The organism is Streptomyces asiaticus (genome assembly GCF_018138715.1).
In the GTDB taxonomy this organism is placed as follows: Bacteria; Actinomycetota; Actinomycetes; order Streptomycetales; family Streptomycetaceae; genus Streptomyces; species Streptomyces asiaticus.
The window spans coordinates 7,845,709-7,872,345 of sequence record NZ_JAGSHX010000006.1 but is presented as its reverse complement, the minus strand read 5'-3'; the positions used below and the strand labels follow the sequence as shown (position 1 = coordinate 7,872,345).

The following is a 26,637-nucleotide window of genomic DNA, read 5'->3' as shown; positions in this document are numbered from 1 at the left end:
CGCTGCCGACGCCTACCCGGACCGCGCGGCGTCGGCCTCCTGGCGTTCACGCTCCGCTTGCTCGCGGCGCTGTCGTTCCCGTTTGCCGTAGGCGGCGCGGCGGACCGCTTCGTCGCTCTCGAATTCGGATCCGAGGGCTCCGCCCACGATGGCCGCCGCGCTCGCCAGCGAAGCCAGGCGCACGTAGTCGCCCAGGCCGACCGAGCGGCCCACCTGCTTGGCCAGCACTGCGCCGTCAATGAGGAACAAGGACACCGCGAAGTCCACGGCATAGAGGCCGACGAGACCGCACAAGACGCCCAGGGACAGGGTCAGGACCGTGGAGAGGTTGTACAGCGCCGCCTTCTCCCTGTCCTGGGGGGAGGGAGTTTCGGGCCGCTCCCACAGCCGCCGGTGGACGATGAGCCAGGTCACCATGGCCGCCACCGAGAAGAGGGAAATCACGGCGAGCCGCTCGACCCGGATCCTGGTGGCCACGTTCCAGACAGTCGCGTTCATCACGGCGATGGCGCTGGTGGCCAGCGCGGCAGCCAGCGCCTTGGCGAGGGCGGGGACCAGCCGCCAAGGGCCGTTGGCGCGCACCATTCCGAGCAGCAGGCGCAGGCGTCCTCTCGCCGGAGACCCCACGATCCGCAGATCGACAATCTCTTCGTCCGTCGCCACGCGCTTCACGGGGGCGGTCCGCTCCGGAACGATCGGTCCCATGGTGCCCTGGCCCGGCCGCGTGGAGCCGTCGCCGGTCGTGGTGAGCACCAGATCTTTCAGGAGCCGGACGATGGAGCGACGGAGCCGCCGCCGTAGGAAGATCCCACCGAGCGCGGGCAGCGACACCAGCGCCACCCGATCTTCGGCGTCCACATCGACCACCAGTGGTCGCCTGCCCGTGCGCAAGGGCAGATCGGTGAGGCAGACGGCGATGTCCCAGTTCTCCCGACGCTTGTGCTCCCGTGTCGCGCTGAGGATCTCGACGCTGTCGTGCAACGTGGCGGTCAGCGGGTCACGGACGACCCGCAGGCTCCACTCGATGTCTCGGCTCACGGCTTCGGCGAGCAGTTCCGGCAGATCCTCGGCCAGCTCCTCCGCCAGTTCCGCCGACGCGTCCGGATCGACGAGGAGGCCCACCACAACGCGCGGCTGCCCGTTGTCCGCATCGGGAGTAGCCCGCATCACCACTCCCGTCTTCCGCGATGTGAGCAGCAGGTGCTGGGGCAGGCCGTGGGGCCGCGCCGAATCACGGTAACCGCACGCTCCCAAAGGACGGCGGCGACACGCATGCCGGACCACCTCTCCGCGGTGATGCACCGTCAAAGCGTCACATGCGAGCCGAGGCCGAGTCGGTGATGGCTGTCGTCCCGCCCGACATCGCTGGTGAGGCCCCAAGTGCCTTCACCCGCAGGCGCGAGCAGTCGGGGTAAGAAGACCTATGCCGCACCAATTCTGCTGGTTCAGGTGATCGAGTACGGCCGTCTCCGCCGGACTCGGATGGCGTCGTACCCCGGCGATGACAGGTTCGGCCAGTGCGGGCAGAAGCGGGCGGGCCAGTTTCTCGAAGCCTTCAGGGAGGGCCGAAGCCGGGGCGACAGTGACACCCAGGCCCTGCGCCGCTAGTCGTACCGCAGTGGAAATCTGTGAGGCGCGGGCCACTGTGCGAGGGCTCAGGTCCGCGTCGGCGAGCTTGCGAGCCAGGTACTCATCGAGGAGGCTGGCGCGCCGGAACCTAACCCAACCCTCTGACGCCAGATCCTCCAAGCGCAGGGGCGCGCCATCTTCCAGAAGGGGGTGTCCTTCCGGCAGGACGGCTACGTAGGCCTCCTCGCCCAGAACGCGGATGTCGAACGAGCAGCCGTCGGGAATGCGGTGCACTAGAACCATGTCGAGGGCACCCTGGCGGGCCAGGCGCTCCATGTCTGCGGGGTCGGGCTCCTCGTGGAGAGTCACCTGAAGCTTGGGGTGGCGGTGGCGCAGCTGCCCCAGCGCTTGCGGCAACTGACGTGCGCCCAGGCCCATGTGGACAGCGATGATGAGCTCGCCTGCCAACTCGCCGTCGGCGGCGCGGGCAGCCGCGAAGGCCCGCCGGGACGCCGTCGTCGCGATCTCCGCTTCCGCGAGGAAGGCTCGCCCGGCAATCGTCACCGTGACCCCGCTCGGGGTACGGGTGAACAGTCTTACCCCAAGGCGCTTTTCCAGGGTGCCGATCTGCTGCGACAGAGACGGCTGTGTGACCCGTAGGCGCTCCGCTGCCGCGGTCATGGAGCCCTCCTCGGCAACGGCGAGAGCGTATTCGTACTGTCGCAGATTCATGCGCGTTGACCTTCGAACGACATAGAGGATGTCAATGCAGTATATGAGGATTCACTATTTTTCTCTATGGCCGATCGCTCCTACCGTGGTGCGCAAGCCGTTTCGACCCAAGGAGAAGACATGCGTCTCGCAAAGAAAATAGCCCTCGTCACGGGCGCGAGCACGGGCCTCGGTCTGGCGATCGCCGAAAGATTCGCCGCTGAGGGCGCCCACGTCTACATCACGGGCCGACGGAAGGGCGCACTCGACACGGCGAAGGCATCCATCGAAGGACGAGTCACTGCCGTCGCCGCGGACGCCACTTCGTCGGGTGATCTCGACGGTCTGGTCGAAGCCATCCGCCGAGAGAGCGGACACCTCGACGTGGTTGTCGCAAATGCGGGAAACATTGAGCGGATGAACTTCGGGGACGTGACCGAGGATCACTTCGACCGCACGTTTGACCTCAACGCCCGCGGCACCTTGTTCACCGTGCAGAAGGCGCTGCCGCTGCTGCGAACGGGCGGCTCGATCGTTCTGTTGGGCTCGATCACGGCTTTCAAGGGGGATCCCGGGGCAGGGACATACAGCGCGGCCAAGGCCGCCGTGCGCTCCTACGCCCGCACATGGGCGGCAGAGTTCGCCGACCGCGGCCTTCGAGTCAACGTGCTGAGCCCGGGGCCGATCGACACGCTCATCATCGATGGGCAAGCTGACTACTTCGGGCAGGACCCGGCAGCCCTCCGAACCATGATGAGTACTCTCGTCCCGATGCGTCGCCTCGGGCGCCCCGAGGAGATTGCCAGCGGTGCATTGTTCCTCGCTTCAGACGAGAGCAGCTTCATGACGGGCGCAGAACTCTGCATCGACGGCGGTATGGCTCAGGTATAGCTGCCGGGTCGCCGAGATGAGATGGCTCTGCCGCCCGCCGGGGGGGGCGTCGCCGACGCCCCCCCCGGCGGCCGATCGGCCTCTTGGTTGATTGCACATGGCCCCGGGAGCACTCTGGAGTGCATGAAGGACCGCGTCACGCCGTTCGACGAGGCTCCTCCGCACCTGAACGACACCGGAACACCACTGACCGTGACGGACGCGCTGGGCCGGGTTGTGGCGTGGAGCGCCGATGCGGCCCGGTTGGTCGGCCTCGGCGCCGGGGAGGCCGTCGGCCGCCCGGTGACCGACCTGCTCGGGACCGATCCCCACTGGCTGGCCGGCCGCGCGGACGAGTGGCGCGGCACGCTCGAGGTCCGGCACCGGGAAGGCCGGCGCCGGCAGGTGCCGGCACGGGCGTATCGCCTCCTGGGAGGAGCCGGCACGGGCCCGCTCTGGCTGTTGGTCCAGGAGCCGGGAAAGGAATCTCGGGTGGGGCAGGCGGCCCCGACGGGCGAGGCGCTGGCGGACTGGGTCCTGACCGGCTCTCCGGTCGCCGTGACCGTCTACGACACCGGGATGCGTTGCGTACGGCAGAACGAAGCGATGCGCCGCCTGACGGGCATACCCGACGAGAAGCGGATCGGTCAGGGCCTGTCCGCGGCCGTGGCCGGGGACAATGTCGGGGAGTGGGAAGCGCGGATGCGCCGGGTGCTGGACACGGGGCGGGCGGAGGAGGGTTTCCTCCTCCGCGGGAGAACCCTGCGCGACCCTGACCACGACCGGCGTTTCACCGTGTCCGCCTCCCCGCTGCGCGACCGGGCCGACCATGTGGTCGGTGTCTGCGCCACGATGATCGACTCGACCGAGCAGTACCGAGCCCGGGAGCGGCTGGCCCTGCTGAACGAGGCCAGCACTCGCGTCGGCAGCACGCTCGATGTCACGCAGACCGGACAGGAGCTGACCGACCTGGTGGTTCCCCGACTCGCCGACTTCGTCTGCGTCGACCTGGTGGAAGCGCTGCTCACCGGCGACGAGCCGCCGCCGGGCCCGGTCCATGGGGTGATCCTGCGCCGGGTGGCGCACCGGTCCGTCCGGGAGGGCACGCCGGAGGCCGTGGTCAGGGTGGGGGACGTTGACTGGTACACGCCGAATTCGGCACAGGCCCGCTGCCTGGCCACGGGGCGGTCCGCGCTGTACCGGACCGCGCGCGAGGCGATCTCCTGGATCGCGGAGGATCCCGCGCGCCTGGCCAAGGTGGAGGAGTACGGGCTCCACTCCTGGATGATCGTGCCCGTGAGCGCCCGGGGCACGACGCTGGGGGTGGCGATGTTTCTCCGGTCTCGGCGCTGCGAGCCCTTCGAGGCCGAGGACCTGTCCCTCGCCGAGGATCTGGTCGCGCGGGCCGCCGTCTGCCTGGACAATGCCCGGCGCTTCACCCGCGAGCGCATGGCGGCCCTGACACTACAGCGCAGCCTCCTGCCCCAGCGGCTGCCGGATCAATCCGCGGTGCATGCGGCTTTCCGCTATCTGCCGGGCGCCCCTGAACTCGGCGTGGGCGGCGACTGGTGCGATGTGATTCCGTTGTCCGGCGCGCGGGTGGCGCTCGTCGTCGGTGACGTCGTGGGCCACGGTCTCCAGGCATCCGCGACCATGGGCCGGCTGCGGACCGCCGTGCGGACGCTCGCAGACGTCGACCTGGCTCCGGCCGAATTGCTGACCCGGCTTGACGACCTCGTCATCCGGCTGGCCACTGAGTCCGAGACGGGCACGGAGGGGGTGGCGCCGGGAGACACCGGCGCCACCTGTCTCTATGCCGTTTACGACCCGGTGGCCGGCCACTGCTGCCTCGCCCGCGCGGGGCACCCGCCCCCCGCGGTGGTGTGGCCGGACGGGACGGCGGACCTGCTGGAACTGCCCGCCTGCCCTCCGCTGGGCGTGGGCGGCCTGCCGTTCGAGTCGATCGATGTGGAGCTGCCGGCGGGCAGCCTCCTCGCGCTCTACACCGACGGCCTCATCGAGTCCCGGCAGCGCGACGCGGCCACGGGAGTCGATCAGCTGCTGCGTGAGCTGACCGGCGAGAGCGCCTCGCCCGAGGCCCTGTGCGACCGGGTCTCCAGGGCGCTGTTCCCCGACCACCCCGCCGACGACGCCGCGCTGCTGCTGGCCCGGGTCCAGCGCCTCGACGCGGACCAGGTCGCCGCCTGGGATGTGCCCGCCGAGCCCGAGGCGGTGTCGGGTGCTCGTGCGCAGGCCGTCCGTCAGATGCGTGAGTGGGGCTCCGAAGCGGCCGGCTTCGTCACCGAGCTGGTGGTCAGCGAGCTGGTCACGAACGCCGTTCGCCACGGTGGCGCGCCCATTGAGCTGCGGCTCATTCGCGACCGCTCACTGATCTGCGAAGTATCCGACGGCAGCAGCACCGCGCCGCATCTGCGCAGAGCCCGCGTGTTCGACGAGGGTGGCCGTGGCCTGATGCTCGTGGCACAGCTCACCCAGCGCTGGGGCACGAGGCAGACACCGGGCGGCAAGCTCATCTGGTGCGAGCAGCCGCTCCCCTGACCTCGGGAACGGGCCTCGACAGATCCATCCGACGAGCCATCGAGCAGCGCTCGGTAGGCCAGGCTGACTCGGGCATCGGCCCACATTCCGCGCACCGGCCTGATGCGGTAGAAGACCTGCATTCCCTGGTCCGGCGGCTTGATGTTGTTGAACAGGGAGGTGTCCGCCGCCCAGGGGAACTGCTTCAGGCTGATCTGCGAGGCATGCTGGATCTCGTCGATGTCAGTGACGACGGTGGCGATTCCCTGCACCTGTGGAGACCGGGTCGTGAACCGACCGTAGAAGCCGTCGGGCGGCAGGTAGGCGATGTCGTAGCTGACATGGGGATTGTGATGGATGTGCACGTGCTTGCGCGTGTTCTAAAGGTGTGCATGTACACGATCAGCCCGTCGCCGGCGAGGTGCATCCTCGCCGAGGACGGAAACCCGTCGGCGTCGATCGTGGCCAGGCTTGAGAGCTCCTCGGCACGCAGCAGCTCAACGATCTCGGTCTCGAGCTCCGCCACCGTCGGTTCAGCTTTGGACATGGTCACTCCTCGTGCTGAGGTGCAGTTGGTTGCTGGCGGCTGCCTGGCAGGACTCGGCGGTCTCGTCGCAGCGGATCGCAATGCCGTGCTACTGCTTGGCCGGTTGAAGCACCGTTCATCCGGATCGCCGCCATCCAGGTGATGACCGGGACGCGGACGAACTGCCGCTCGGCAGCGAACGGTTCAGGGCGACGCGTCGCCCACCCCTGATCCGCCATGCAGGATCTTTTGAAGGGTGAAGCTAGTTGACACAGACGTTGGACACGGCGGCGCGGTGGAGCACTAGTTGGAAGCAACGCGTTCCGGCAGGGTAGTAGGCGAGCAAGGCCGGGAAGTCCGGGGCGGAGAGGGCGTCCCGCAGGGCACCCGCGGTCTCCCAGACAGCCAGGTCGACCAGAACGTTGCTGCTCCCGAGGCCCCGGTAGAGCTGGGCCTGGATGAACCCGCTATGGCCCTTCATATACGCACCGATCTCCTGGTACGCGTGGATGGCCTGGTCGACCGCGCCCTCCGGAACGACGAAGGTGTCCTGAAGCGTGAAGGCACCATTGGTGGCCCGGAGCTGCTCGGCGAGCGGAACGTCAGGACACAGGTCGATGTACTCGATCGCGGATGCGCCGGCAGTGGCCGGCTTCCTCGTTGCCAAGGCAGGCTCCCGGTCCCACGGTGCCCCCAGGCAGACACCGGGCACCTCCACCGGCCGTACCAGATGCGGGTACGCCGCCGATCCATCCGGGTAGGTCGTGAGCAGGGCCTGGAACTCGGGACTCATGAAGGCGTTCTGCAAGTCCTTCGCCGACTCCCAGTTGGCGACGTTGGTGACGACGCGGCCCGCCGGTCCGCGGTACAGCTGCTGGGAGATGTTCCCTCCTTTCGTCTTCATGACCTCCGAGTCCAGGCGCCATGCCTCGATGACGTCTTCCTCCAGGCCGGGGGGCGTGACGAGAGTGTTCACAATCGTGACGGGCTCGTCTCCGGAATAGTTCAACTGGGCCATGAACGGTGCCCGGGCGTCGAGGTCGTTCAGTGTGATCATCAGCGGTCTTCCTCATGGTGTGGCTATCGAAACGGGTCGACCGGCGAACCGTTATGTGTGATGTGCGCGGTTGCGCGCCGCGGTCACGCTCTTCTCCCGGGCGGCCGCCGGGCCGCGGAATGCTCACCGCGCCGCCCCGACATCCTGTGGGACCCCGTGCTCGAGGACCGCGATCTCGGTCCCGTCCGGCGCCAGGTCGCGCAGCAGACCGCAATGCATCTTCTGGTGGACCGGGGCGAGGCCGGCTTGGTGGATCGGCACGGCGAGACGTGGCGCCACCGTCCGCAGGTAGTCGATCGCCTCGCCATCTTCATCCACGGCCCACCGATGGGGAGCAGCAAGACGTCGACCGCTCCGGCCGGGTTGTCCAGGGCGTCACCGGGGTGCAGCAGACCGCCGTCAATGATGTATCCATTGTTCGGCACGGTCGGGAGCGCGGCGTGGATACACGCGTGGTCACCGCCGACGACCTCGACCTTGACACCTCGAAGGACGAACGTGCTCTCGGGACCCGACGACGCGCATCCGACCTGGTGCGATGTCCCAGAGCCTGGCGAGGGCTGTCTGCGTGTGAGCGTTGAGCACGAGCTCGGCCGAAGGGTTGTCGGCCAGTAGCCTGCCGAGGCGCTCGCCGTCCACGTGGTCCGCATGCGCGTGCGTGATGAAGACCGCGTCGATGTCGGCCTCATGCTCGAAGTCCCGCGAATAGCCACCGGGGTCGCACAGGAAGCGAATGATCTCGTCACCGACCGAGAGCTCCACCAGTACGCACGCGTGCCCGTAGTGCGTCAGCTTCATCGTGAGATTCCTTGCCAGCGGTCCACTACGGGTGGACGATCGTCATCCACATGGGCTTCGTGCGCTGCTGCATATCCTGGATCGCCGTGACGGTCTCGGCGAGCGGGAAGTGGTGCGTGATCAGGCCGTCGACGTTGACGGCACCGATCTTGAGGAGCTTCAACACGTCCACCACGTCATTGCGCGTGTTGCCTTTGGTGCCGACGAATCGCCAGCAGTTGCCCATGATCGCGACCGGGGGGATCGGCACCGGGACGGTATTGCCGCCCATGTGCGCCAAAACGCCGCCTGTGGCCAGGGACGCCATGGCGTGAGCGGTGATCGGGCCGACCGGCACATAGTCGAGGACAGCGTCGACGCCCCGCGGAGCCAGACGCCGGATCGCGCCGGTGAGGCCGCTGTTGGCCTCCCAACCCTCGGGCAGATTCTCGGTCGCGATGGAGTCGACGGGGATGCCGTCGGCCTCCGCCAGCTTCTCGACGTCCTTGAGACGCTCGTCGCTGCGGCCCACCAAGATCAGCCGACCGATGCCGAACTGCCTGGCGAACTTGACGCTCGCGGTGCCCATGGTGCCGGTCGCCGCGGTGATGACCACGGTCGCAGCCGTTGGCAAGTGGCACTCCTTCAGAATGCGAACGGCGTTCCCCAGGTCGTGGACCTTCGCGCCAACGTCGAAGCTGACATTGTTGGGCAACCTGTCGAGCAGCCAGAACGGGACGCGAACGTACTCGGCCAACCCTCCGTCGTGGTAGCGCTCGTACAGCGGCAACCGACCGTTGCTGAACGCCGCGTGGCCGATCACCGCGTACTGGGCACACATGTTCTCGCGGTCGGATCGGCAGTAGACACAGCGGCCACAGCTGAGCTGGGGGTGGACTCGGACGCGCTCGCCTCCGGTGAAGCCCGGTACGTCGGGTCCGACCTCCGAAACCACGCCTGACATCTCGTGCCCGAGGATCGTTGGCAGCTGCTTGAAGGCCCCCATCTTGAGCAGCGACATCATCCCGGGAGCAAGTCCGGCGGACTCGACCTTGACGATCACTTCACCGGAGGACGGCTCGGGGACCGGCACCTCCTCGACGACAGGGGCACTCGCGGCGTCGTGGGCCCGCGCTGCCAGCATTGTGGTCATGCCTGGCTCCTTTCGACGGCTGCGGCCAGCCGCTCAGGTGAGTAGGGATCCGCAGTGCGCGTGGTATCGATGACCTGCGGAAGTTCGAGGTGGGACAAGAGCGAGACATGGGTCGACCGCTCGTGCGGGATGCTGGCGTGGGCCAGACCCAGCGGAATCCGCACGAAGTCGCCCGGGCACAGCTCGACGATGCCCCGCTGGGTCGCGAGGGTGCGGGTTCCGGAGACCTGGTACTGGATCTCGTCGGCGTCGAGCGTCCGCCGGTAACGCCGACTCCCGTCACCGGCTGTCGTGTTGACGTATCCGAGTCGAATCGTCGGTGTGGCGTAGATCCACGTAGTGCCGGCACTGCCACCGATCGAGTGCACCCGCATCCGCTCGGGTTCGGCGTGCACGCGCTCGAGGAGCAACGTCTCGTCCGCGGGGAACACCGCGATGTCGTTGCCGACCGCCCCCATGCACTGGGTGACGGCCTCGTTGATCTCACCCGGCTCCCAGCCGGGGAACGGTGGCATCACCGGTTGCGACGTCCGAATCGGCTCGACCAGCTCGTCGACCGGCGCGGGCAGGTAGAAGAGGAGGTGGCTCTCCTTGCGGCCGTAGTTGTCGTGGCCGACCCCGCGCGGGATCCGGGAGAACTCGCCCGGCCGGTGCTCGATGACCCCGAGCTCGGTCATCAGCGTCCGTTCACCGTCGATCTGGTACGAGATCTCATCGACATCGCAGTTGCGGTGATAGAACGGCTGACGCCCGTTCATGACCTGCCACTCGACCCGGAGCTGGTCGTTCTCATATACCCCGCGCGGGGGCGCGAACCGCTGCTCGACGTACGTCTGCGGGAAGTGAACGACGGGCAGATGCTCGTGATCATTCCACAGCTTGATCGGCAGCTTGCTCGGGTAGGGAGACGCGAGTAGCAGATGCTCGTCACGATCGATACTGCGCAGCGTCCGATCGGATCTGATGATCACGACGTCTTCAACGACCCTCATGGAGAACTCCTGGTCTCGGAATATGGGTGGTGCCCCGGCGGCATCCCCGTAGTGCCGGACGATGCTCCGATGTGGCAGATCCGCCATGCGCTGGCGAGTGCGCGTGTCGCGCCTCCGGGCCCCACGACGTCTGCCGCCAGGGTGCGGCGGTGTGCGGCGAGAGCCACGGAACATTATTATCAACTTGGTTGATGCATGTCTACGTACTTGATGCTTGCCGTAGCGGCAGGCACCCGATAGCTCGCAGTTGCCGTTCGGTCAGATTGTCGGCATGATTGTTGACAATCTGACCGGCTGGTCTCACGCTAGGTGGCCAGCCCCCGTCGCAGATCGCACGGCGTGCGCTGCTGACCGCTGACATGGTCAGCCCTGAATCACCATCGAGCGGTCCGAGCCGCCTGGCCGAGGATGTTGACCGCGAAGCGCCTGGCGGTCTGGATCTGAGCGAGGAGCGACGAGCCTCGGTCCAGGGCGAGGCTGATCAGCGGCGGATCCAGCGACAGGGAGGCGAACGAGCTTACCGTCGTTCCGAACGGGACACCGTCGGCGGCGGAGGTGACGATCGTGACCGGAGTACACACACCGGACATGACGTCGCGGAACTGCTGCCGGTCGATCACGGCCACTTCCCATCCACACAACCACTATGTCAACTTAGTTGAGAGTGCGGGTGGCGATGGTCACATGTCAAAGGTTTCACTCGTATTGCTTGTGTGGAATTCCGGGCTGGGAGAATCCGGGCACGACCGAGGCGAGAGCATGGCTGAGCACGAGGGGTTCGACGCCCCGGCGCTGCGACTTCAGGGCTGACGCAGCCCAACCGGACCTGACGTAAGGCCGGCTCCACGTCTGACCGAGTGGTGGGGCCGGGCCATGCCCGACAGCGCCCCGCAGCGCGACCGCATCCACGCAGCCGTCGAGGCAGGGCCCTGCACGGACCGGTCACCGCCGTGCTCACGGTGGTGACCGGTGCGGCTGGCCACCGAGGGCCTGATCGAGCTGCGCCGCAGAGACTGCGGCTGCTCGCACGGCACGAACGGCCCATGGGAGCCGCGGCCGCCCGATCTGAGCAGTCGCAGACCCACGATCACTGATCAAGCCCATACGCGGGCCATCGCAAAGCCCCCGCCCGGTCAACCACCGTGCCGCAATGAAGCCGCCCTTCAGACCTCCCCGCAGGTGGGCAGCTCGGCGAAGGACTGAACGGCCCGCTCCCGCACCCCCGACGGTGAGCCTGAAACATCGACACCAGGATCGACGACGTCACATACTGGCCCTCGTCGAAATCTGACAACGGGGCCTTCTGCTTCCGGGCCTTCCAGGACAGCGACTTCTGCCGCAATCACGATGAGGAATCGCAGTGAACGCACCTACGTCGCCGACCGTTTGGGCGACCGGCGAGACCGTCGACGGCCGGTACCGGGTGATCGGCGAGCTTGGCCGGGGCGGGATGGGCGTCGTGCACCGGGTACGGCATCTCGCCTGGGGCATCGACATGGCGGTGAAGAGTTCGCGGCCCGAGCTGTTCCGGAGCCCCGGCGATCAGGAGCTGTTCGTCAGGGAGGCCGAGGCGTGGGTGTCCCTCGGGCTCCATCCGAACGTCTGCGCCTGCCATTACGTGCGGATGATCGGCGGGGTCCCCCGCGTGTTCGCCGAGTACGTCGACGGCGGCAGCCTGGCCGAGTGGATCGGCGACGGGCGGCTCCACGCCGGAGACCCGCGGCAGGCCCTCGCCCGTGTTCTCGACACGGCAGTCCAAGCGGCCCGTGGGCTCGAGCACGCCCATGGCAGAGACCTGGTGCACCAGGACGTGAAGCCGGCCAACATTCTGCTCGACGGCACGGGCGCCGCGAAGATCACCGACTTCGGTCTCGCCCGGTCCAAGGCCACCACGGCCCCGGCTGATCTCCAAGTGACGCCGGGCGCCAGCGTGTTGGTGCCGGTCGGCGGCATGACGGTCGGCTACGCGTCCCCGGAGCAGCTCGCGGGCGAGCCCGTCGGGCGGCGCAGCGATGTCTACAGTTTCGCGGTCTCGGTCCTGGAGATGTTCACCGGCGGTGTGCATTGGGCGGCTGGTTCGGTCGCGGGTCTCGCACTGGAGGAATACCTGGCCGACCCCTCGAATCCGGTCGCGGCGCCGCCGGAAGTCGCCCACCTGCTCCGGCGCTGCCTGCGGCAGCGCCCGGCCCACCGGCCGGCCTCGATGGCGGACATCGCGGATGTACTGACCGGGATCTACGAGCAGGCGACCGGCTCGGCGTATCCGCGTCCCCCGTCGCAGGCCGCCGATCTGCGCGCCGACGAGCTCAACAACCGTGGCCTGTCGCTCCTCGACCTCGACCGGGCCGCCGACGCCGAGCATGCCTTCGACCAGGCGCTCGCGGTCGACCCGCACCACGCCGGGGCCGTGTACAACGGTGGCCTGTTCCGGTGGCGTACGGGGGCGATCACCGATGGGGAACTCGTCGCCCGGTTGGAGGCGATCCCACGTGGGTCCGGCGCGTCCCCCTGGCAGGTGCGGCTGTCTCTGGCCCGGGTCCACCTCGAACGCGGCGACCTCGCGGCGGCACACGAGCTGCTCGACGCCCTCGCGCGCGAACGTCCCGACGACACCGACGTACGGGCGGCGCTGCGGGTGGCGGCCTCCGGAACCGTGGCCGATGCCCGCCACACCGGCACCCGCCTGTTTCGCGAGCCGTTCGCGGTGCCCTTCGCGCCGGTGGAACTGCTCGCCCGGCACGAGGTGATGGGCTACCTGCCGATCCGGTTCACTCCCGACGGACGCCTCGCGCTGAGTGGCCACTGGGACGGCGTGCTCCGGCTGTGGTCCACGGCGACCTGCGCACAACGGTTGTCAGTCAGGGGCCACCGCACGCAGGTGCTCGGCGTCGACCTCACCCCTGACGGCTCGTACGCGCTGTCCACGAGCCGCGACGGCACGGTGCAGTTCTGGGATCTCAGGGCGGGCAGGTGTACCCGTGTCATCCGCTCCGCCGCACGTGCCACGGGGTGCCCGGTCAGGTTGAGTGCCGACGGGCGCATCGGTGTGTGGCAGGGCGTGGACGGGCACGTCCAGGTCTGGGAACCGCGGACCGGGACCCGCCTGTGGTCGCTCGGGGCAGCACTCAAGGACGGCGCCCTGGACGGCTCGCAGTACGAGGTGAGCGCCGACGGGCGCCATGTGCTCACCGCCGAGGAGGACGGGGCGCGGCTGTGGAGCGTGGCCGATGGCCGGTGCCGGGTGCTGGCCGCCGGCTCGGCGACGCATGCGCTGTGCTTCAGCCCCGACGGGCGGAGGGTCGCGGTGGCCGGCGAGGACCGGCTGATCCGGTGGTGGGATGTGGGGGACGGCCGGCGGGTCCGTACGGTGCGTACGTTGACGGGGCTGACCGCCGCGGCCGGTCACCTGGCCTTCAGCGACAGTGGACGGCTGCTGCTGTCCGGAACGACCGGCGACCACACCGTTCAGCTCTGGGAGCTGAGCAGCGGCCGGTGTCTGCGGACCCTCACCGCCCACGCGTACGGAATGCACCACGTCGGATTCGAGGACAGCGACGACCGGTTCGGCTGCTCCGTCGGCGGACATCCCGAACTGCCCCTGCACCGCTGGCGGTTGCCCACTACCGGATACACCGCCGAGCCGCACCTGATCAAGCCGCGCGAGTACGCGGAGGTCAGCCGGCTCGGCGGCCTGGCCGAGGAACTGCTCGCCGACGCACGCCAGGCGATGTCGAACGGCCGACACCGGTCAGCCTTCGGCCTGTTGACCCGCGCACGGGAGATACCGGGATACGAGCGCGCACCCCAGGTCCTGGCCGCCTGGCACGAACTGGGCCGCTCGGCGCGCCACGTACGACTGCGCTCCGCCTGGTCGCGGCCACTGGACGCCGGCCACCTGTCCTTCGGCGCCATCACGGCGATCGGTGTCGCCGCGGATGTCCGGCTCGCCGTCAGCGGACAGAGCGACGGCACCGTACGGATGTGGGATCTGGACAGCGGCGCGTGCACGCACGTCCTCGACGATCACCCGGGCAGGGTGGGCGGGGTGGCGTTGAGCGACGACGGCCGACACGTCCTGTGCGAGGGCACCAAGCCACTCGCGATCATTAGGCGGCGACTGGCAGACGGCGAGTGCCGTCGGCTGACTCCGGACTGGGACATGAGGAGGACCATCAGGTTCACCGGCGACGGGAGGTACGCCTGGTTCGGCAGCGGCGACGGTGTCCTGCGCCGATGGGACCTGGACGACGACCGCTGCATCGCGACGATCACCCGGAACGGCCCGGTCAACGTGATCTCCACGTCCGCGGACGGGCGGCTCGCGGCGGTCGGCGACAGCAACGGCGTGGTCCGGCTACGGGATCTCGAGACCGGAGCCTGCCTGCGGACCTGGACCGGCCCCCGGGAACCGATCCTGTCGGCGTGCCTGAGCGCCGACGGCCGCCTGGCCATGTCCACACACCAGGTCATGTCCTCGGGCGCCGAGGACGAACCGATCCGGCTGTGGGACGCCGGTTCCGGGCGGTCCGTACGCGAGTTCGCGGGGCACGAGGGCTGGGTCTCCGCCGTACGGTTCACACCCGACGCCCGGTTCGCCTTCTCGGCCGGCCACGACAGATCCGTACGGATGTGGGAGGTCGCCACCGGCCGATGCCTGCACGTGCTCGAAGGGCACCAACAACGCATCCGGCACCTCGAACTCACCCCCGACCTGCGCAACTTGGTCTCGGCGGGAGACGACGGCATCCGGCTCTGGGACCTCGACTGGGAGCTGGCGGCCGACTGAGCGGAGCGGGATGCGTACGGTCCGACGCAGCAGACGACACGCTCACGTTCACCGTCTCGTCCCCCGAAGCCCTCCCTCTCCCCCCACACAAAGGAGACGATCCTCTGTGACGCCCTCGGCCACCATCACGCTCACCCTCGTCGAGGGCCGGGTGAAGCCCGGCGCGTACGTCTTCGAGGCGGTCACACCCGTTGACCGTGGCGCAGATTCACGACGTCGCCCATGACATCGTTCGCCGAGTATCGGTCGGCCTTCCATCGCCGACGGCGGGCCTCCGCTGAACAGCGCCTCGGAGGCAAGAGGCCGGAGCCGGTGTGGTGCGGTCCGACGTCCGGGCAGGAAGGCAGTGGCTGCTGCCTCAGCCGTTGACATCGTCGCCTGCTACACGGCGAAGGTCCCCATCTCTTGCACCCGCGAGACCCCACCGAGTACCCGAGCTGGGTGAGGCGGCGTTACATGTCCGCCGCGCCCGCACTACCAGGCGAAGCGGGCCCTCATCTCAACTCCTCTATCCCCACGTCCTCAAGATGATCCCGCGGTGCCCGAGCCCGCCGCCGTCCGCTGCTCCAGTACACGGGACACGGAGTTTCGGAGATTATCATCGGCCTTTACGGCCCACTCATGGAACTGCGCCACCACTTCGGGTCCCGCGCCCTGGGGGGAGCCGGCGTCGAGGGGTGGCATGGGGTCGTATTCCATGGCCAGCTGTGCAAATTTCGCGGTCTTTTCTCCGAGGGCGTGCGCAGTGACCGTGAGGCCGAAGTCGATGCCCGCAGTCACGCCGCCGCCGGAGAACCTGTTCCGGTCGATGCATACTCGCTCCGTCGACACCTCCACGCCCAGCCGTGCCAGATGGTCACGAGTGGACCAGTGCGTTGCCGCGCGATAGCCGTCGAGTAGCCCGGCCGCGGCGAGGACGAGTGATCCGGTGCAGACCGAGGTGATGTACGAGGCCGTCGCACCGCGGTCGGCCAGAAACGCGATGGCCGCGCTGTCCAGCATCACCTTGTCCACGGATCCTCCGGGCACGAACAGGATGTCCAGCCGGGCGGGGCAGTCGTCGAATGTGACGGTCGGCGTGATGGTCACTCCGGTGTCGGAGACCACCGGTTCAAGTGTGCTGGATATCAGGTGGACCTTCATGCCCGCACCCGCGAAGGCCGTGTGCGGACCGATGAAATCCAGTGTGGTGTGGTCGTTGAAAAGAAGCATACCGACTTCCAACGTCCGTTCGGCTCCAGCGTTATTCTCTTCGCTCATGCCGACCACGCTAGTTGTCGAAATAGCCGTGATCGAGTGGCAGTTCTGACAGGATGCGCTATTTTTCTGCCATGCAGTCCTCTTCGCTTACCATCGGCGCGCCCCACACCATTGCTCTCCTGGTTCTGGAGGGTGTGGTGGCCTTCGATCTGGGAGTCCCACTGCTGGTGTTCGGCGCCATGCCCGATGACTACCGCATCGTCCTCTGCGCACCCGAGCCGGGACCCGTGTCCAGTTCCGATGGCTTCTCACTGGGCGTCAGCCATGGGCTCGACACTCTGGCACAGGCCGACACCCTCATCGTCCCAGGCTATGACATAGACAAGCCCGTCACGGCCGCAGCGCTGGAGGCGTTGCGCAAGGCCCATGTCGACGGGGCGCGCATCGTGTCCATTTGCAGTGGTGTCTTCGCTCTTGCCGAGGCCGGCCTGCTCGACGAGCTGACCGCCACTACACACTGGCGGGCGGTGGACCGCCTTGCCCGACACCATCCCGCGATACTCATCGATCCGGATGTTCTCTACGTCGACCACGGCCGGATTCTCACCTCCGCCGGCGCCTCCGCGGGGATCGACCTGTGCCTGCACATCATCCGCCGTGACCACGGCGCGGCCGCCGCCAACGCCGCGGCTCGACTCGCGGTCGCGGCGCCACACCGTACCGGTGGTCAGAGGCAGTACATCAAACGGTCCATACCTCACACGTCCGGGCAGTCACTCGCCCGAACCCGGGAGTGGGCGTTAGCTCACCTCGGCGAACCGCTGCCGGTCCGCCGACTGGCGAAACATGCGGCCTTGTCGGAGCGTACCTTCGCCCGACGATTCGTGGAAGAAGTCGGCGTATCTCCAGCACAATGGCTGCTGACCGCTCGCATCGACCTCGCCAAACAGCATCTCGAATCCGGCGACCACAGCATCGACGAGGTCGCCCGGCGCGTCGGCCTTGGCACCGCCGCCAACCTCCGCGCCCGCTTCCACAAAGCCACCGGCACCAGCCCAACCGCCTATCGCCAGACCTTCACCCGCCACTGAGACAGGACCGCCACAGTCCGGCATGACGGTGGGGTCGCCAGCCTGGATATCAGGGTCGACATAGCAAGGGTGCGCCATGCCTGCCGCAAACGACGAGGGTACCTCCGCACACAAGCCGGCTATCACCGGTTCGACGCCTTGGCAGCCGATGGGCTGACGTTGGATGTGAGTCGTCAGGAGGTGCGAGCATCGTGGTTCTCGCGGTTTGCGAGGACCTCGGCCATGTGTGTCGGTGCCCAGTTTCTGAGCCCGCGCGTCATGTGGTGGAGCGAGATGCCGAGATCAGTCAGCTCGTAGGAGACGGTGACAGGGACGGTTGGCGTCACGGTACGGGTGAGCAGACCATCGTGCTCCAGCGACCGTAGTGTCTGGATCAGCATCTTCTGGCTGTGCGCTTGCCGAGAATGTCATCCGCCCTGGTCAGAGGGGATACACCGAGCTCCACGGTCGTCGGCCACGGTCACTCGTGCAGACGCTCTCGCGTAGCCGGTGGTCCACGCGTGATGATCATCGATCGTGCTGCTGCGACTGGCCTACCTCGGTGTGACGAATGCGTTCGCGGTGCTGCGTCTGCTGCCGATGAGCGACCGGGACAAGGATGCGGAGATCCTGGCTCTCCGTCATCGGATCACGGTCCTGGAACGTCCTGCGCTCCCCAGCCGACGCCCTCCTGGCCTGTGACTTCTTTGAGACGGTCACCCTGTCCGGCGCGCGGATGTACGTACTCGTGGTGATCGAGCACAGCAGCCGCCGCATCCGGCTCCTGGGCGCCACCGCACACCCGACCACATCCTGGGTGACACAGACGGCGAAGAACCTGGTCATGGATCTCGAGGACGTAGGCTGCCGGGCCCGGTTCATGATCAGGGACAGGGATGGGAAGTTCCCCGGACTGTTCGATGATGTCCGCAATGACGCGGGGATCAGGGCATCGCGAACGCCCGACCGCTACACCACTGCCGACACCAATCGACGATCCGGACAAGCTAAGCCACCTCGACATACGACGCCACGACCGCCTTGGTGGCATCCTCCATGCATACAGACATGCCGCGTGACCTGCACGGACGAGGTATTCGGCAAGCGCAGGGCCACTGACGAACCCGGCCGTGCCGGCCACCCACACCTCCGTCGGCGAGACCGCCAGCACACTGCCCACGGCCGACCGCGGGAACCCGTCCACGATCGTCTGCTGCCACGCCTGCCGGTCCCAGTGCGACACGGCCGCACACAAGTCGGTGGCGCCTGCGGCCCAGACGTCGTCGGCCGCCAGGGCGTGCAGCCCGTACCCGGATCCCGGCGGCACCGGCACGTCCCGCCAGCCGCGTGTAGCCGCAGCCGTACAGCGTGCTCGCGGTGTGCTCCAGCCGGCGGCCGTCGACCTCGATGGAGGTGATGCGGGCGGAGTGGAGCCGCCGGCAGGCGAGCACGCTCGCCGAGCAGGAGCGCCGGTGCGAGGAGCATGCCGCGCTGGTCACTGAGCTGGCGGGGGCGCCCAACTCGATCGCGAGGTCGATGTTGGGGTGATCCCGGTTCGTGCAGCGGGTGTGGGACTCGGACGGTGGTGAGCTGCTGCGGCTGCCGGAGTGTGAAGGCCGGCGCGGCGGATTGCCCAAGGCGGAGGGGGCCATTCATGTGGTCCGCAGGCCGAGGTGGCGGAGGGTCGAGATGGCGGCGTTGTGGCCGCACATGCCGTGCACGCCCGCGCCCGGTGGTGTCGCCGCCGAGCACAGATAGACGCCCGGGATTCCGGTGGCGTACGGGTCGGGGGCGAGGCGTGGGCGTTAAAGCCATCTGAAGCAGCGAGTTGGCGCCGGTGAGGATGTCGCCGCCGACGTAGTTGGGGTTGTACGCCTCCAGGTGGGCTGGGGCACGGACGGTCAGGGCCAGCACGCGGTCGCGCAGGCCGGGGGCGTACCCCTCGATGCGGTCGAGGACGGCGGCGGTCGCGTCGCCGCGATAGCCGTGGGGAACGTGCGCGTAAGCCCAGACCGGGTGGATGTCGCCCACCGAGCGCGCGGGGTCGGCGAGGTACTGCTGGGAGACGAGGACAAAGGGTCGACGGGGCAAATGGCCGCGGGCCACGGCCTGTTCGGCGTCGGCGACCTGGTCCGCGCTGCCGCCGACGTGGACGGTGCCCGCCGTGCGGCACGCGTCGGCCCGCCAGGGCACACCGCCTTCGACGGCCAAGTCGATCTTGTATGCGGCGGGGCCGTGCCGGTAGCGGGTGTACGCGCGTCGGACTCGGTCGGGCAGCCGCGGGCCGCACACGGCCGCCGCCGCGCGCGGGGCCAGATCGAGGAGGACGGCGCGGGCAGGCGGCAGGTCGCGCAGGGAGCGGACGGGGCAGCCCGTTTCGATGATGCCGCCGAGTTCCGTCAGCCGGGCGGCGAGGGCGTCGGTGACGGCACGGGAGCCCCCACGGGCCACGGGCCAGCCGTACCGGTGCGCAGCCGCCGTGAGCATGAGCTCGATCGCGGAACTGCCCGCGCTGGTGAGGGGACGCAGCGCGTGAGCGGCGGTCCCGGCGAACAGGGCGCGTGCCGCTTCGCCATGCCAGCGGCGGGCTGTCGACCGGGCGGAGGACGCCGCCCGCAGACCGAATCCGGCGGCCAGGACCGGATGGCGAGGCAGCCGTGTCACGGGCCGCATCCGGTCGTCGACCAGTGCGTCGTAGTGCGTGGCCAGCGGTGCGAACAGGCGCCGCCAGGCGGGTCCGTCCCCGCCCAGCCCCCGTGCGGTGACGGCCAGGTCGCGGTGGAGCACCGCGGCGTGGCCGCCGTCGAGGGGGTGGGCGAGGTCGGTCTCGGCGTACGCCCAGTGAAGTCCGTGGCGTTCGAGTCCTAAGGTGCGCAGATAGGGGGAGGCGACGGCCATGGGATGCACGGCGGCGCAGTGGTCGTGGAGCAGCCCGGGCACGGTCAGTTCGCCGCTGCGTGTGCCGCCGCCGATGGTATCGGCGGCTTCCAGGACGGTGATGCCGAGACCGGCCTGGCCGAGGGTGACGGCGGCGGCCAGACCGTTGGGGCCCGCTCCTACGACGTAGGCGTCTGTCGTCACTTCAGGGTGCCCCCGGTGCGCTGGAACCAGCCCAGGTAGCCGCGGGTCGGAGAGCCGAGACCGGTGGCGTCGTCGTAGCCGGGGCGGGCGTGGAGTCCGAAGTCGTGGCCGAGGGTGTAGAGCAGGTAACGCTGCTCGCCGGTGGAGGTGTCGGTGTCGGGGCCCTCGTCGCGTACGACGGTGAGCGGACCGGCCCCGGCGTTCGCGGGCTGATCGGTGATGTCGTGGAAGAGGCGGCCGCGGTCGAGGGCGTACAGGAGCGGGTTGGCGAAGCCGAGCCGGTGTCCTGAGGCCTGCTGCGCGTCGGCCTGGATCGCCGCGAAAGCGGGGGCAGCGGCCGATGTGCCGCCGAACCCGGCGAGGTGGAAGGTCCCGGCGTCGGTGAGTCCGATGAGGACGGGCAGCGCCCCGTCGCCTTCGAGTGCCACGTCGGGTGTTCTGCGCTGTCCGGTGCTCCCGGTGACGCGGCCCCGCTGGTACCAGGGCTGTGGGAAGTCGCTCGCGCCGCCTCCGCCGCCGAAGGTGAAGACGCCGGGGACGGGCCCCCAGGCCGAGTCGTGGTCGGTGAGGATGGACAGTTCGTCGCCCATGCTGCTCTCCCAGGCATAGTCGCCGTGGCGGTCGAGGGCGAGGGTGGTGCCCCCCACCGAGGCGACCCACGGGGAACCGCTGGGGAAGTCGGCTTGGACCTGGGTGGTCTTGAGGTCGCAGTTGACTCCGGTTTCCGCCGCCGCGGGTGAGGAGTCGCCGCAGTCACCGGCAGCGAAGTAGACGCCGATCCCTTCAGCGGCGGCCTGCTCGAACAGCAGGTTCCACGCGTCGATGAGGGCGGGCGTGAGGTGTCCGGGGTCCGAATGGACGATCTTCGCCCACGAGTTGGAAATGACATCGGCCCGGCGGCCGTCGATGACGTACGACTCGGCGTCCATCAGATCGTCGTCGAGGCACGAGTCGGCACCGACGTAGAGGATGTTCGCCTCGGGGGCAAGGCCGTGGGCGAGGTCGATGTCGAGCGCCTGTTCGCCGGCCCAAGTGGCCGGCGCCGCGCACGCGTCGCTGACGTGCCAGTCGGCGGGGGTCACGTGTTGGCGGTACTGGTGTGGTCCGAAGGCGTGGTCGTCTGTGGCCCGCGCGTAGCGGTCGGCGTCGGCGGGCATGTCCGGCGATCCATAGGCGTCCACGATGGCGACGGTGGAGCCGTGTCCGGTCGCACCGTGGGTGGTCCCGGCACCATAGGCGTGGCGGAGCTGGGTGGGCGTGTAAGGGCAGGGCGCGTACGTGGAGGTCTTGCCGTAGGCCTTGGGGAAGCCGGTGGCAGGCCGCTGCCCGAAATGGCCGGAGCAGGTCGCGCCGTCGCGGGAGGTAGCGAGACCGGGCGTGGGGGTCGACAGGGGGCGGGCCGCGCCGGGGGTGGAGAGGCCGGACACACCGAGCACGGTGGCGGCGAGCGGGGCAGGCACACTGAGGTCGCTGGAGGGGGCGTCGCTCGTGCCGTGGCCGGTCCGGTAGCGGTGCAGGCTGGTGCCGAAGGCCTGTTGGACGGCACGGGCGGTGCCGGTGATCTTCATGTAGTGGGGGGTGCGTTCGGTGATGGTGAACCTGGAGTGCTTCAACCAGGTGTTGAGGTGCACGAGTTGGCTGGCCGTCGGGGAGAAGCGCCGCTGGTAGGCGGCCGGGGTGAGGTAGTGCCGGTAGTGCGGGCTGCGTGGATCGCTGATGTCGCGCAGCAGGTTCGCAAGCCCTTGAGGATTTCGGGAGTTGAGGTAGAGGCGGGCACTGACGTGCCGGTCGGCGGGGAGGGAGCCCGCGTCGGCGGCCCGGGTTGCGTACGCGGGCCGGGACCCGGCAAGGGGATGGCGCACATGAGCCGAATGGACGGTGGTGAGTGGCGCCATGCCGAGGAGCCCGGAACAGGCAGCTGCGGCGACGTAGGGGCGCAGGGTGCGTGCGGGACGTATTCGGGTAAGGAATGACAAGGCGGTGGTGGCCCTTCGAGGGTGGGGTGCCGATCGGCGCGCAGGGCAAGGTGAACGCGGAACAGGCCGAAGACAGGACGGAGCAAAGCCGAGGTAGGGCAGGGCACGTTCGGAGCTACGTGCGGATGGTCCGGCCCCGGCACAGCGGCCCGGTGATCCCCGTGAACTCCAAGTCGAGCCCGAGGCCGTCGCGTTCGGCATGGATGTGCAGATGGGGCTCGGTGCTGTTGCCCGAGTTGCCCACCTCGCCGAGCACCTGCCCGGCGTACACGGCCTCCCCCCACGCCACCGTCACGGTGCCGCGGCGCAGGTGCGCGAGCTTGACGATCTCGGCGCCCGTGTCGATGAACACGTGGTTGCCGTAGGGGGGTTGGTATCGGATGGCGCCGGGTTCCTGGTCGTCGATGTGCCCGACGGCGGAGATCACCGTGCCGTCGCAGGGTGCGTGGAGGGTCTGCCCGTACACGAGATGACGCTCATTGCCTCGGCGCACCTCCGCGCCGCGAACTCGCGCACCGCCCGGGCCGACCCGGATCACGTCCAGCGCGCCGCGCTGCTCGCGGAAGGGGGTGTGATGGTTCAGGCCGCGCCCGCCGCCTTGCGCGACGTACCAACTCCCACCCCTCAGAGGGAAGGTGAGGGGCCGCGACACAGCGATTCCCCAGCGATGGCGCCGCGCCCGGACCAGGAGCCATCCGATGACGGCGATCAGGACGACGCCGATGACCGGTTCGGCCGCTCCGCCGCCGGACCTGGGCAGCCCCGGCAGCCGGTACGCGGAGGCGAGGGCCACGAGCGCACCGGCCTCCACCGCCCGGCGTATCCACCACGGCAGCCGGGCCGGAGTGCGCCAGCCCTCCAGGACCAGGTACCCGGCCGCGACGATGAGCAGGCGGCCGCACCAGGCGATGCGGGAGGGGGCCTGCCAGCACGCGTCGATGCGCGCGGCGAGGAGCAGCACCCACACGGTCCATACGAGGCCGACGCGCACCGTGTGGGGGACGCGCAGCCGCGGGGCGCGATAGGCGCCCGGCGCGATCAGGAGCCCGTCGAGCACCTGACCGTCGCTGGTGGTGGCGAAGGCGAGGGCGCGTCCCTTGGTGCCTTCGATGACCAGCCCGTCGGGGCCGTCCCGTACGCCGGTGATCTCGCCGACGCGGGCAAGGGTACCGTCCATGATCTGGTCGAGCCGCTCGCGCCCCACGGCGGCGACCACGCGCGGCGCGAGGGACTCCCGGTGTTCGCGTTCGGCGTTGAGGAACCGGTGCAGGATGCCGGCCACCGGCCGCACCGTTCGGCCAGGGTCCATCGGCTGTGTCGCCTCCTCACGTTCCTCACGCATCGGCCGCACCGTCTCGCCCTGCCGTCATCGCCCCGGGTATCACGGCGTGCCTCGGCAGCAGCGGCCCTGTCCGCTTCATGATGCGGGTCTTGAACGACCTGAGACGGCGCGCGATCGACCGGTAGTCGTCGTCGCGCAGACAGGCGCAGTCCGCGCCGATCATCAGCAGCCCGAAGCACACGAGACCCATGCCCGCCATGATGCCCACGTGCATGCCCTCAAGGGCCAGGGTGTTGGCCTTTCGGATCCAGGGGCGGGCAGACAGGATCGCGAAGGGAAGCGCGAGTTCGACGAAGACCGTGAAATAGCTGATGGCGGTGGAGAGCATGGCGTTGCTCATCAGATGCGTGTACGTCGCCGACATCTGAAAGCCCGTGATGCGGCTGATGTAGTACATCGCCACGCCGTCCTGCCACACCTTGCCGGTGATCTTCCAGTAGCCGGCGGCGAAGTACAGCACGGCCGTCTGGAAGACGATCAGGAAGGCGGCCAGATTGTGCAGCACGGTGGCGGTCGTCGGCCGCTCCAGCTCCCGCATCCGGTCCCTGCGGTCCTTCGCGCCGGGCGCGAAGTAGGCGTTGGTGACGGTGAAGACCATGAAGAGGATCAGGATCTGGGCAAGGTTGTCGCCGCCTTCAAGCACGTCCTGGTTCCTGTTGTGCAGCGACCACATCATCACGGCCTGCGCCAGGGTGAGCAGACGCCCGCCGAAGATCATGAATGCCGCGGACACCACGATCACCGCGTGAAAGACGATCTCGAACCAGACCGTGGAATGCCCCCACAGGAAGAGGGAGAAGCCCCAGCGCGGCAGCGCGGATTTCGCTGTGGAGATCGAGTTGTAGGAGTCGGGCCCCCACAGGAAACGCCGCTTCGAGTAGTCGGACAGGCAGTACAGGATGGTGGCGAACCCGATGACGACGCGCAGCAGCGCCGTCCCGATCAACCGGTGCTTGCGGGTGGCGAAGCGGAGCACCGCGGCGTCAAGGCGCTCCGTGGAGGCCCGCAGGCCCTTGCCGAGCAATGCGGTAGTGCCGCTCATTGCGCAACTCCCGGAACGTAGTCCATCCATGACGTCGCCAGAATTCCCTGCGCACGCTCTTTCGGCCTGGGCACTTCGTAACGCTCCGAGAACGGAATGATGGCGCGGTTCTTGAAGGTCGCCTGCACGGCGATGATCTGTGCATCGGGATACAGCGTCTTCGCCTGAACAGAGAAGAATCTCCGCATCTCCTCGAAGTCCGCCGAGAATTGCTTGTCGAGGAGTCTACGGGCGGCGTCACGCCTGGCCGCCGGAAGTTTCTTGAATTTGTTCGCGACACCCGCGTACCGATTTGCCGCCGCATCGAAGGCAAGAAGTACGCCGGGCAGCTTCGTCGGGTTCACCGGGAAATCGTGCGGCGACCTGTCGATGGCCTGCTCGATTTCGACGGGGCTCGATTCGACGACCCGCCCCGAGTCGGACAGCTTCATCCGGGCGCGCAGATATATGAGGTCGTTGTTGGTGCCGGGAGTAGGGCCGAAGAGCTGCCAGTCCTGCCAGAAGTACGGCTCCATGAAGGCCGTGGCAGGTCTCTTGATGCGGTCCTTGGCCGGGGAGGCGGGGGCGTTGTACACCAGGCAGCACAGGCAGTAGACGGCCACAGCCGCGAGCGCGATCAGCGCGCTGATCCGTACGTTCAGAGGGAGCGCCCCGCCCCCGACCGGGGGCGCGTCCTCTGGTTCGCGCGAGCGCGCGAGAACTCTCATCGCTGTCCACATCCAGGTCGATCGAAGTCAAAGGGTGGATTCGCGTGAGACTGCGTGCCGGGGCGGAGCGCCCCGCCCCGGCGCCTGGGGGTCGATCGTCATCGGTGTCGCACGACAACGCAGGTCACTTCGCACCACTGGTCAGGTGGTGGCTCACGTCGCTCGGCACCGATGGTCAGTCAATGCCGTACGCCACGTCCGTCCGCTGGTCAGGCGGCACTGTGGCGTTTCCCCCTGCGCCAGACGTCATCCGGCGCCACAGGTCACGCGGCGTCGGTGGTCGGCCGACGCCATGGGATCTCTCGACGCCACGTGACACGCGACGTCATGGAATCGCACGCGCCGATGGGTCACTTGGCGTCGTAGGCGGTGTCGCCGGGGATCACGCCGTGCAGCGCCTTACCGCTGAGGGCGGGGCCGCCACTGGAGGACGACGAGGAATCGCTCGACGAGGAGGACTTCAGCTTGGTCGTGACCTTCACGGTGTACTCGGCGGTCTTGACGACCGTCGCCGCGGCCACACTGTTGGCAATCGCGTGCCAGAACTGAGGCTGCACGCCCTGGCCTATGACCTGGGCGGTGGCGACCGAGTGCTGGGCCGCGGCCCTGTGGTGCGGCAGCGAGGCGGCCGAGGCGCTGGAGGCGGTGATACCCGCCGTGCCGCCTGCGGCGAGGGCCGCGATCGCGGCACCGGCGACGGCACGTTTGCCGTTCATGATGGATTCCCCTTCGCTTACGAAATGCCGCCGGAGGCAGGCAGCGTAAACCAGCATCCCCCGATGGCAGTTCACGGATTTCGTACGTCGGATTCACAGACGAGTGCGCACTCGACTCCACGGCCGATGTCGGCCTCGCGAAAGCCTCGATCAACCGGGAGCGCGCTCATGCTATCCACAGCCTCGTGCGTCACTCAACGAAATCCGCAGCCGCGAACTGGAACTCGCCACTCCATGCCCAGATGAAGCTCAAATCAAAAGAGTTTCTTTACCGACCGCACGCCGCTTTCCGACGAAAATTTCCCAGGAATGCCAGCTAGGCGCACTGCCTGCCGCCACTCGCCCGAGCGGCCGGACATTACTTTCCCTGTGCAATCTTTGCCATGTGATGGGTTTTCGACCCCGTACACCACACGCTCGCCCCCAACTTCTCGTTGATTCGGCCGAGTTGGTCTCACTTGGCGTGCGGCCGCAGCGGGACAGGGAACGTGTCTTGATCGCCGCGGCCCGTGGAGACCCTGAAG

21 protein-coding genes and 2 pseudogenes are annotated in these 26,637 nt (G+C 68.5%); 7 read left to right on the top strand and 16 right to left on the bottom strand.

Going from position 1 to position 26,637, the window contains the following annotated elements:
• Positions 1–12: 12 nt before the first annotated feature.
• Complete coding sequence (locus tag KHP12_RS41525) at positions 13–1,167, bottom strand: hypothetical protein (protein ID WP_244202976.1); 1,155 nt, start codon at positions 1,165–1,167, stop codon at positions 13–15.
• A gap of 219 nt (positions 1,168–1,386) precedes the next feature.
• On the bottom strand, positions 1,387–2,301 hold the full coding sequence (locus KHP12_RS41520) for a LysR family transcriptional regulator (protein ID WP_086883053.1): 915 nt from the start codon (positions 2,299–2,301) through the stop codon (positions 1,387–1,389).
• A 120-nt stretch (positions 2,302–2,421) separates the two neighbouring features.
• On the opposite strand from KHP12_RS41520, the gene KHP12_RS41515 reads away from it, so the two are divergent.
• The 3 genes from KHP12_RS41515 to KHP12_RS41505 all read left to right on the top strand — a co-directional run bounded on the left by KHP12_RS41515 (position 2,422) and on the right by KHP12_RS41505 (position 6,377).
• On the top strand, positions 2,422–3,171 hold the full coding sequence (locus KHP12_RS41515; RefSeq protein WP_086883052.1) for an SDR family NAD(P)-dependent oxidoreductase: 750 nt from the start codon (positions 2,422–2,424) through the stop codon (positions 3,169–3,171).
• Between the two features lie 123 nt (positions 3,172–3,294).
• Positions 3,295–5,709, top strand: a complete 2,415-nt coding sequence (locus KHP12_RS41510) for a SpoIIE family protein phosphatase (RefSeq protein WP_086883051.1) — start codon at positions 3,295–3,297, stop codon at positions 5,707–5,709.
• 203 nt (positions 5,710–5,912) lie between these two features.
• On the top strand, positions 5,913–6,377 hold the full coding sequence (locus tag KHP12_RS41505; protein WP_143678119.1) for a hypothetical protein: 465 nt from the start codon (positions 5,913–5,915) through the stop codon (positions 6,375–6,377).
• Positions 6,378–6,476: 99 nt separating this feature from the next.
• Here KHP12_RS41505 and KHP12_RS41500 read toward each other — a convergent pair whose 3' ends face one another.
• The 6 genes from KHP12_RS41500 to KHP12_RS41475 all read right to left on the bottom strand — a co-directional run bounded on the left by KHP12_RS41500 (position 6,477) and on the right by KHP12_RS41475 (position 10,819).
• Complete coding sequence (locus KHP12_RS41500) at positions 6,477–7,271, bottom strand: antibiotic biosynthesis monooxygenase family protein (protein WP_211834346.1); 795 nt, start codon at positions 7,269–7,271, stop codon at positions 6,477–6,479.
• A gap of 123 nt (positions 7,272–7,394) precedes the next feature.
• Positions 7,395–7,589 carry a hypothetical protein gene (locus KHP12_RS41495; RefSeq protein WP_211834344.1) on the bottom strand — a complete coding sequence of 65 codons (195 nt, stop codon included), beginning with the start codon at positions 7,587–7,589 and terminating at the stop codon, positions 7,395–7,397.
• Positions 7,590–7,727: 138 nt separating this feature from the next.
• Positions 7,728–8,069 carry an MBL fold metallo-hydrolase gene (locus KHP12_RS41490; protein ID WP_211834342.1) on the bottom strand — a complete coding sequence of 114 codons (342 nt, stop codon included), beginning with the start codon at positions 8,067–8,069 and terminating at the stop codon, positions 7,728–7,730.
• Positions 8,070–8,094: 25 nt separating this feature from the next.
• Positions 8,095–9,201 carry a zinc-dependent alcohol dehydrogenase gene (locus KHP12_RS41485; RefSeq protein ID WP_086883049.1) on the bottom strand — a complete coding sequence of 369 codons (1,107 nt, stop codon included), beginning with the start codon at positions 9,199–9,201 and terminating at the stop codon, positions 8,095–8,097.
• On the bottom strand, positions 9,198–10,193 hold the full coding sequence (locus KHP12_RS41480; RefSeq protein WP_086883048.1) for a hypothetical protein: 996 nt from the start codon (positions 10,191–10,193) through the stop codon (positions 9,198–9,200). Before KHP12_RS41480 ends, KHP12_RS41485 begins: the two co-directional genes overlap by 4 nt.
• Positions 10,194–10,567: 374 nt before the next feature.
• Entirely contained in the window at positions 10,568–10,819 is a 252-nt protein-coding gene (locus tag KHP12_RS41475; RefSeq protein ID WP_308036194.1) for a flavin reductase family protein, read from the bottom strand.
• A 734-nt stretch (positions 10,820–11,553) separates the two neighbouring features.
• On the opposite strand from KHP12_RS41475, the gene KHP12_RS53055 reads away from it, so the two are divergent.
• On the top strand, positions 11,554–14,979 hold the full coding sequence (locus tag KHP12_RS53055) for a protein kinase domain-containing protein (protein WP_211834340.1): 3,426 nt from the start codon (positions 11,554–11,556) through the stop codon (positions 14,977–14,979).
• A 522-nt stretch (positions 14,980–15,501) separates the two neighbouring features.
• On the opposite strand, the gene KHP12_RS41465 is transcribed toward KHP12_RS53055, so the two are convergent.
• Entirely contained in the window at positions 15,502–16,239 is a 738-nt protein-coding gene (locus tag KHP12_RS41465) for a DJ-1/PfpI family protein (protein WP_211834339.1), read from the bottom strand.
• A 71-nt stretch (positions 16,240–16,310) separates the two neighbouring features.
• On the opposite strand from KHP12_RS41465, the gene KHP12_RS41460 reads away from it, so the two are divergent.
• Positions 16,311–17,270: a GlxA family transcriptional regulator gene (locus KHP12_RS41460; RefSeq protein WP_211834338.1), complete on the top strand. Its 960-nt coding sequence runs from the start codon at positions 16,311–16,313 to the stop codon at positions 17,268–17,270.
• A 173-nt stretch (positions 17,271–17,443) separates the two neighbouring features.
• Here KHP12_RS41460 and KHP12_RS41455 read toward each other — a convergent pair.
• Positions 17,444–17,659 (bottom strand): annotated as a pseudogene (locus tag KHP12_RS41455) (winged helix-turn-helix transcriptional regulator); the annotation flags it as partial.
• A gap of 127 nt (positions 17,660–17,786) precedes the next feature.
• On the opposite strand from KHP12_RS41455, the gene KHP12_RS53615 reads away from it, so the two are divergent.
• Both KHP12_RS53615 and KHP12_RS41445 read left to right on the top strand, forming a co-directional pair.
• Positions 17,787–17,951, top strand: a complete 165-nt coding sequence (locus tag KHP12_RS53615) for a hypothetical protein (RefSeq protein ID WP_372455265.1) — start codon at positions 17,787–17,789, stop codon at positions 17,949–17,951.
• A gap of 675 nt (positions 17,952–18,626) precedes the next feature.
• Positions 18,627–18,797 carry a hypothetical protein gene (locus KHP12_RS41445; RefSeq protein ID WP_167442583.1) on the top strand — a complete coding sequence of 57 codons (171 nt, stop codon included), beginning with the start codon at positions 18,627–18,629 and terminating at the stop codon, positions 18,795–18,797.
• A gap of 104 nt (positions 18,798–18,901) precedes the next feature.
• On the opposite strand, the pseudogene KHP12_RS53880 reads toward KHP12_RS41445, so the two are convergent.
• From KHP12_RS53880 to KHP12_RS41415, 6 genes and pseudogenes are all read right to left on the bottom strand, one after another.
• A pseudogene (locus tag KHP12_RS53880) lies at positions 18,902–20,330 on the bottom strand (phytoene desaturase family protein).
• The gene (locus tag KHP12_RS41435; protein WP_211834337.1) at positions 20,327–22,225 is read right to left on the bottom strand and encodes a S53 family peptidase; all 1,899 of its coding nucleotides are present in this window, start codon (positions 22,223–22,225) and stop codon (positions 20,327–20,329) included. Before KHP12_RS41435 ends, KHP12_RS53880 begins: the two are co-directional and overlap by 4 nt.
• 196 nt (positions 22,226–22,421) lie before the next feature.
• Positions 22,422–23,648, bottom strand: a complete 1,227-nt coding sequence (locus KHP12_RS41430; RefSeq protein ID WP_246643262.1) for a M23 family metallopeptidase — start codon at positions 23,646–23,648, stop codon at positions 22,422–22,424.
• Positions 23,641–24,690 carry an HTTM domain-containing protein gene (locus KHP12_RS41425; protein WP_143678143.1) on the bottom strand — a complete coding sequence of 350 codons (1,050 nt, stop codon included), beginning with the start codon at positions 24,688–24,690 and terminating at the stop codon, positions 23,641–23,643. The genes KHP12_RS41430 and KHP12_RS41425 overlap by 8 nt, the downstream gene beginning before the upstream one ends.
• On the bottom strand, positions 24,687–25,397 hold the full coding sequence (locus KHP12_RS41420) for a DUF5819 family protein (RefSeq protein ID WP_086883295.1): 711 nt from the start codon (positions 25,395–25,397) through the stop codon (positions 24,687–24,689). Before KHP12_RS41420 ends, KHP12_RS41425 begins: the two co-directional genes overlap by 4 nt.
• A gap of 350 nt (positions 25,398–25,747) precedes the next feature.
• Positions 25,748–26,113, bottom strand: coding sequence for a hypothetical protein (locus KHP12_RS41415; RefSeq protein WP_086883296.1), 366 nt, complete (start codon positions 26,111–26,113; stop codon positions 25,748–25,750).
• Positions 26,114–26,637 lie beyond the last annotated feature (524 nt).

What these genes read in the sequence shown, in the direction of transcription:
- KHP12_RS41525 (WP_244202976.1), bottom strand. Translation starts at nt 1,167, where the DNA reads ATGCGGGCTACTCCCGATGCGGACAACGGGCAGCCGCGCGTTGTGGTG.
- KHP12_RS41520 (WP_086883053.1), bottom strand. Translation starts at nt 2,301, where the DNA reads ATGAATCTGCGACAGTACGAATACGCTCTCGCCGTTGCCGAGGAGGGC.
- KHP12_RS41515 (WP_086883052.1), top strand. Translation starts at nt 2,422, where the DNA reads ATGCGTCTCGCAAAGAAAATAGCCCTCGTCACGGGCGCGAGCACGGGC.
- KHP12_RS41510 (WP_086883051.1), top strand. Translation starts at nt 3,295, where the DNA reads ATGAAGGACCGCGTCACGCCGTTCGACGAGGCTCCTCCGCACCTGAAC.
- KHP12_RS41505 (WP_143678119.1), top strand. Translation starts at nt 5,913, where the DNA reads ATGCTGGATCTCGTCGATGTCAGTGACGACGGTGGCGATTCCCTGCAC.
- KHP12_RS41500 (WP_211834346.1), bottom strand. Translation starts at nt 7,271, where the DNA reads ATGATCACACTGAACGACCTCGACGCCCGGGCACCGTTCATGGCCCAG.
- KHP12_RS41490 (WP_211834342.1), bottom strand. Translation starts at nt 8,069, where the DNA reads ATGAAGCTGACGCACTACGGGCACGCGTGCGTACTGGTGGAGCTCTCG.
- KHP12_RS41485 (WP_086883049.1), bottom strand. Translation starts at nt 9,201, where the DNA reads ATGACCACAATGCTGGCAGCGCGGGCCCACGACGCCGCGAGTGCCCCT.
- KHP12_RS41480 (WP_086883048.1), bottom strand. Translation starts at nt 10,193, where the DNA reads ATGAGGGTCGTTGAAGACGTCGTGATCATCAGATCCGATCGGACGCTG.
- KHP12_RS41465 (WP_211834339.1), bottom strand. Translation starts at nt 16,239, where the DNA reads ATGAGCGAAGAGAATAACGCTGGAGCCGAACGGACGTTGGAAGTCGGT.
- KHP12_RS41460 (WP_211834338.1), top strand. Translation starts at nt 16,311, where the DNA reads ATGCAGTCCTCTTCGCTTACCATCGGCGCGCCCCACACCATTGCTCTC.
- KHP12_RS41435 (WP_211834337.1), bottom strand. Translation starts at nt 22,225, where the DNA reads ATGGCGCCACTCACCACCGTCCATTCGGCTCATGTGCGCCATCCCCTT.
- KHP12_RS41430 (WP_246643262.1), bottom strand. Translation starts at nt 23,648, where the DNA reads ATGCGTGAGGAACGTGAGGAGGCGACACAGCCGATGGACCCTGGCCGA.
- KHP12_RS41425 (WP_143678143.1), bottom strand. Translation starts at nt 24,690, where the DNA reads ATGAGCGGCACTACCGCATTGCTCGGCAAGGGCCTGCGGGCCTCCACG.
- KHP12_RS41420 (WP_086883295.1), bottom strand. Translation starts at nt 25,397, where the DNA reads ATGAGAGTTCTCGCGCGCTCGCGCGAACCAGAGGACGCGCCCCCGGTC.
- KHP12_RS41415 (WP_086883296.1), bottom strand. Translation starts at nt 26,113, where the DNA reads ATGAACGGCAAACGTGCCGTCGCCGGTGCCGCGATCGCGGCCCTCGCC.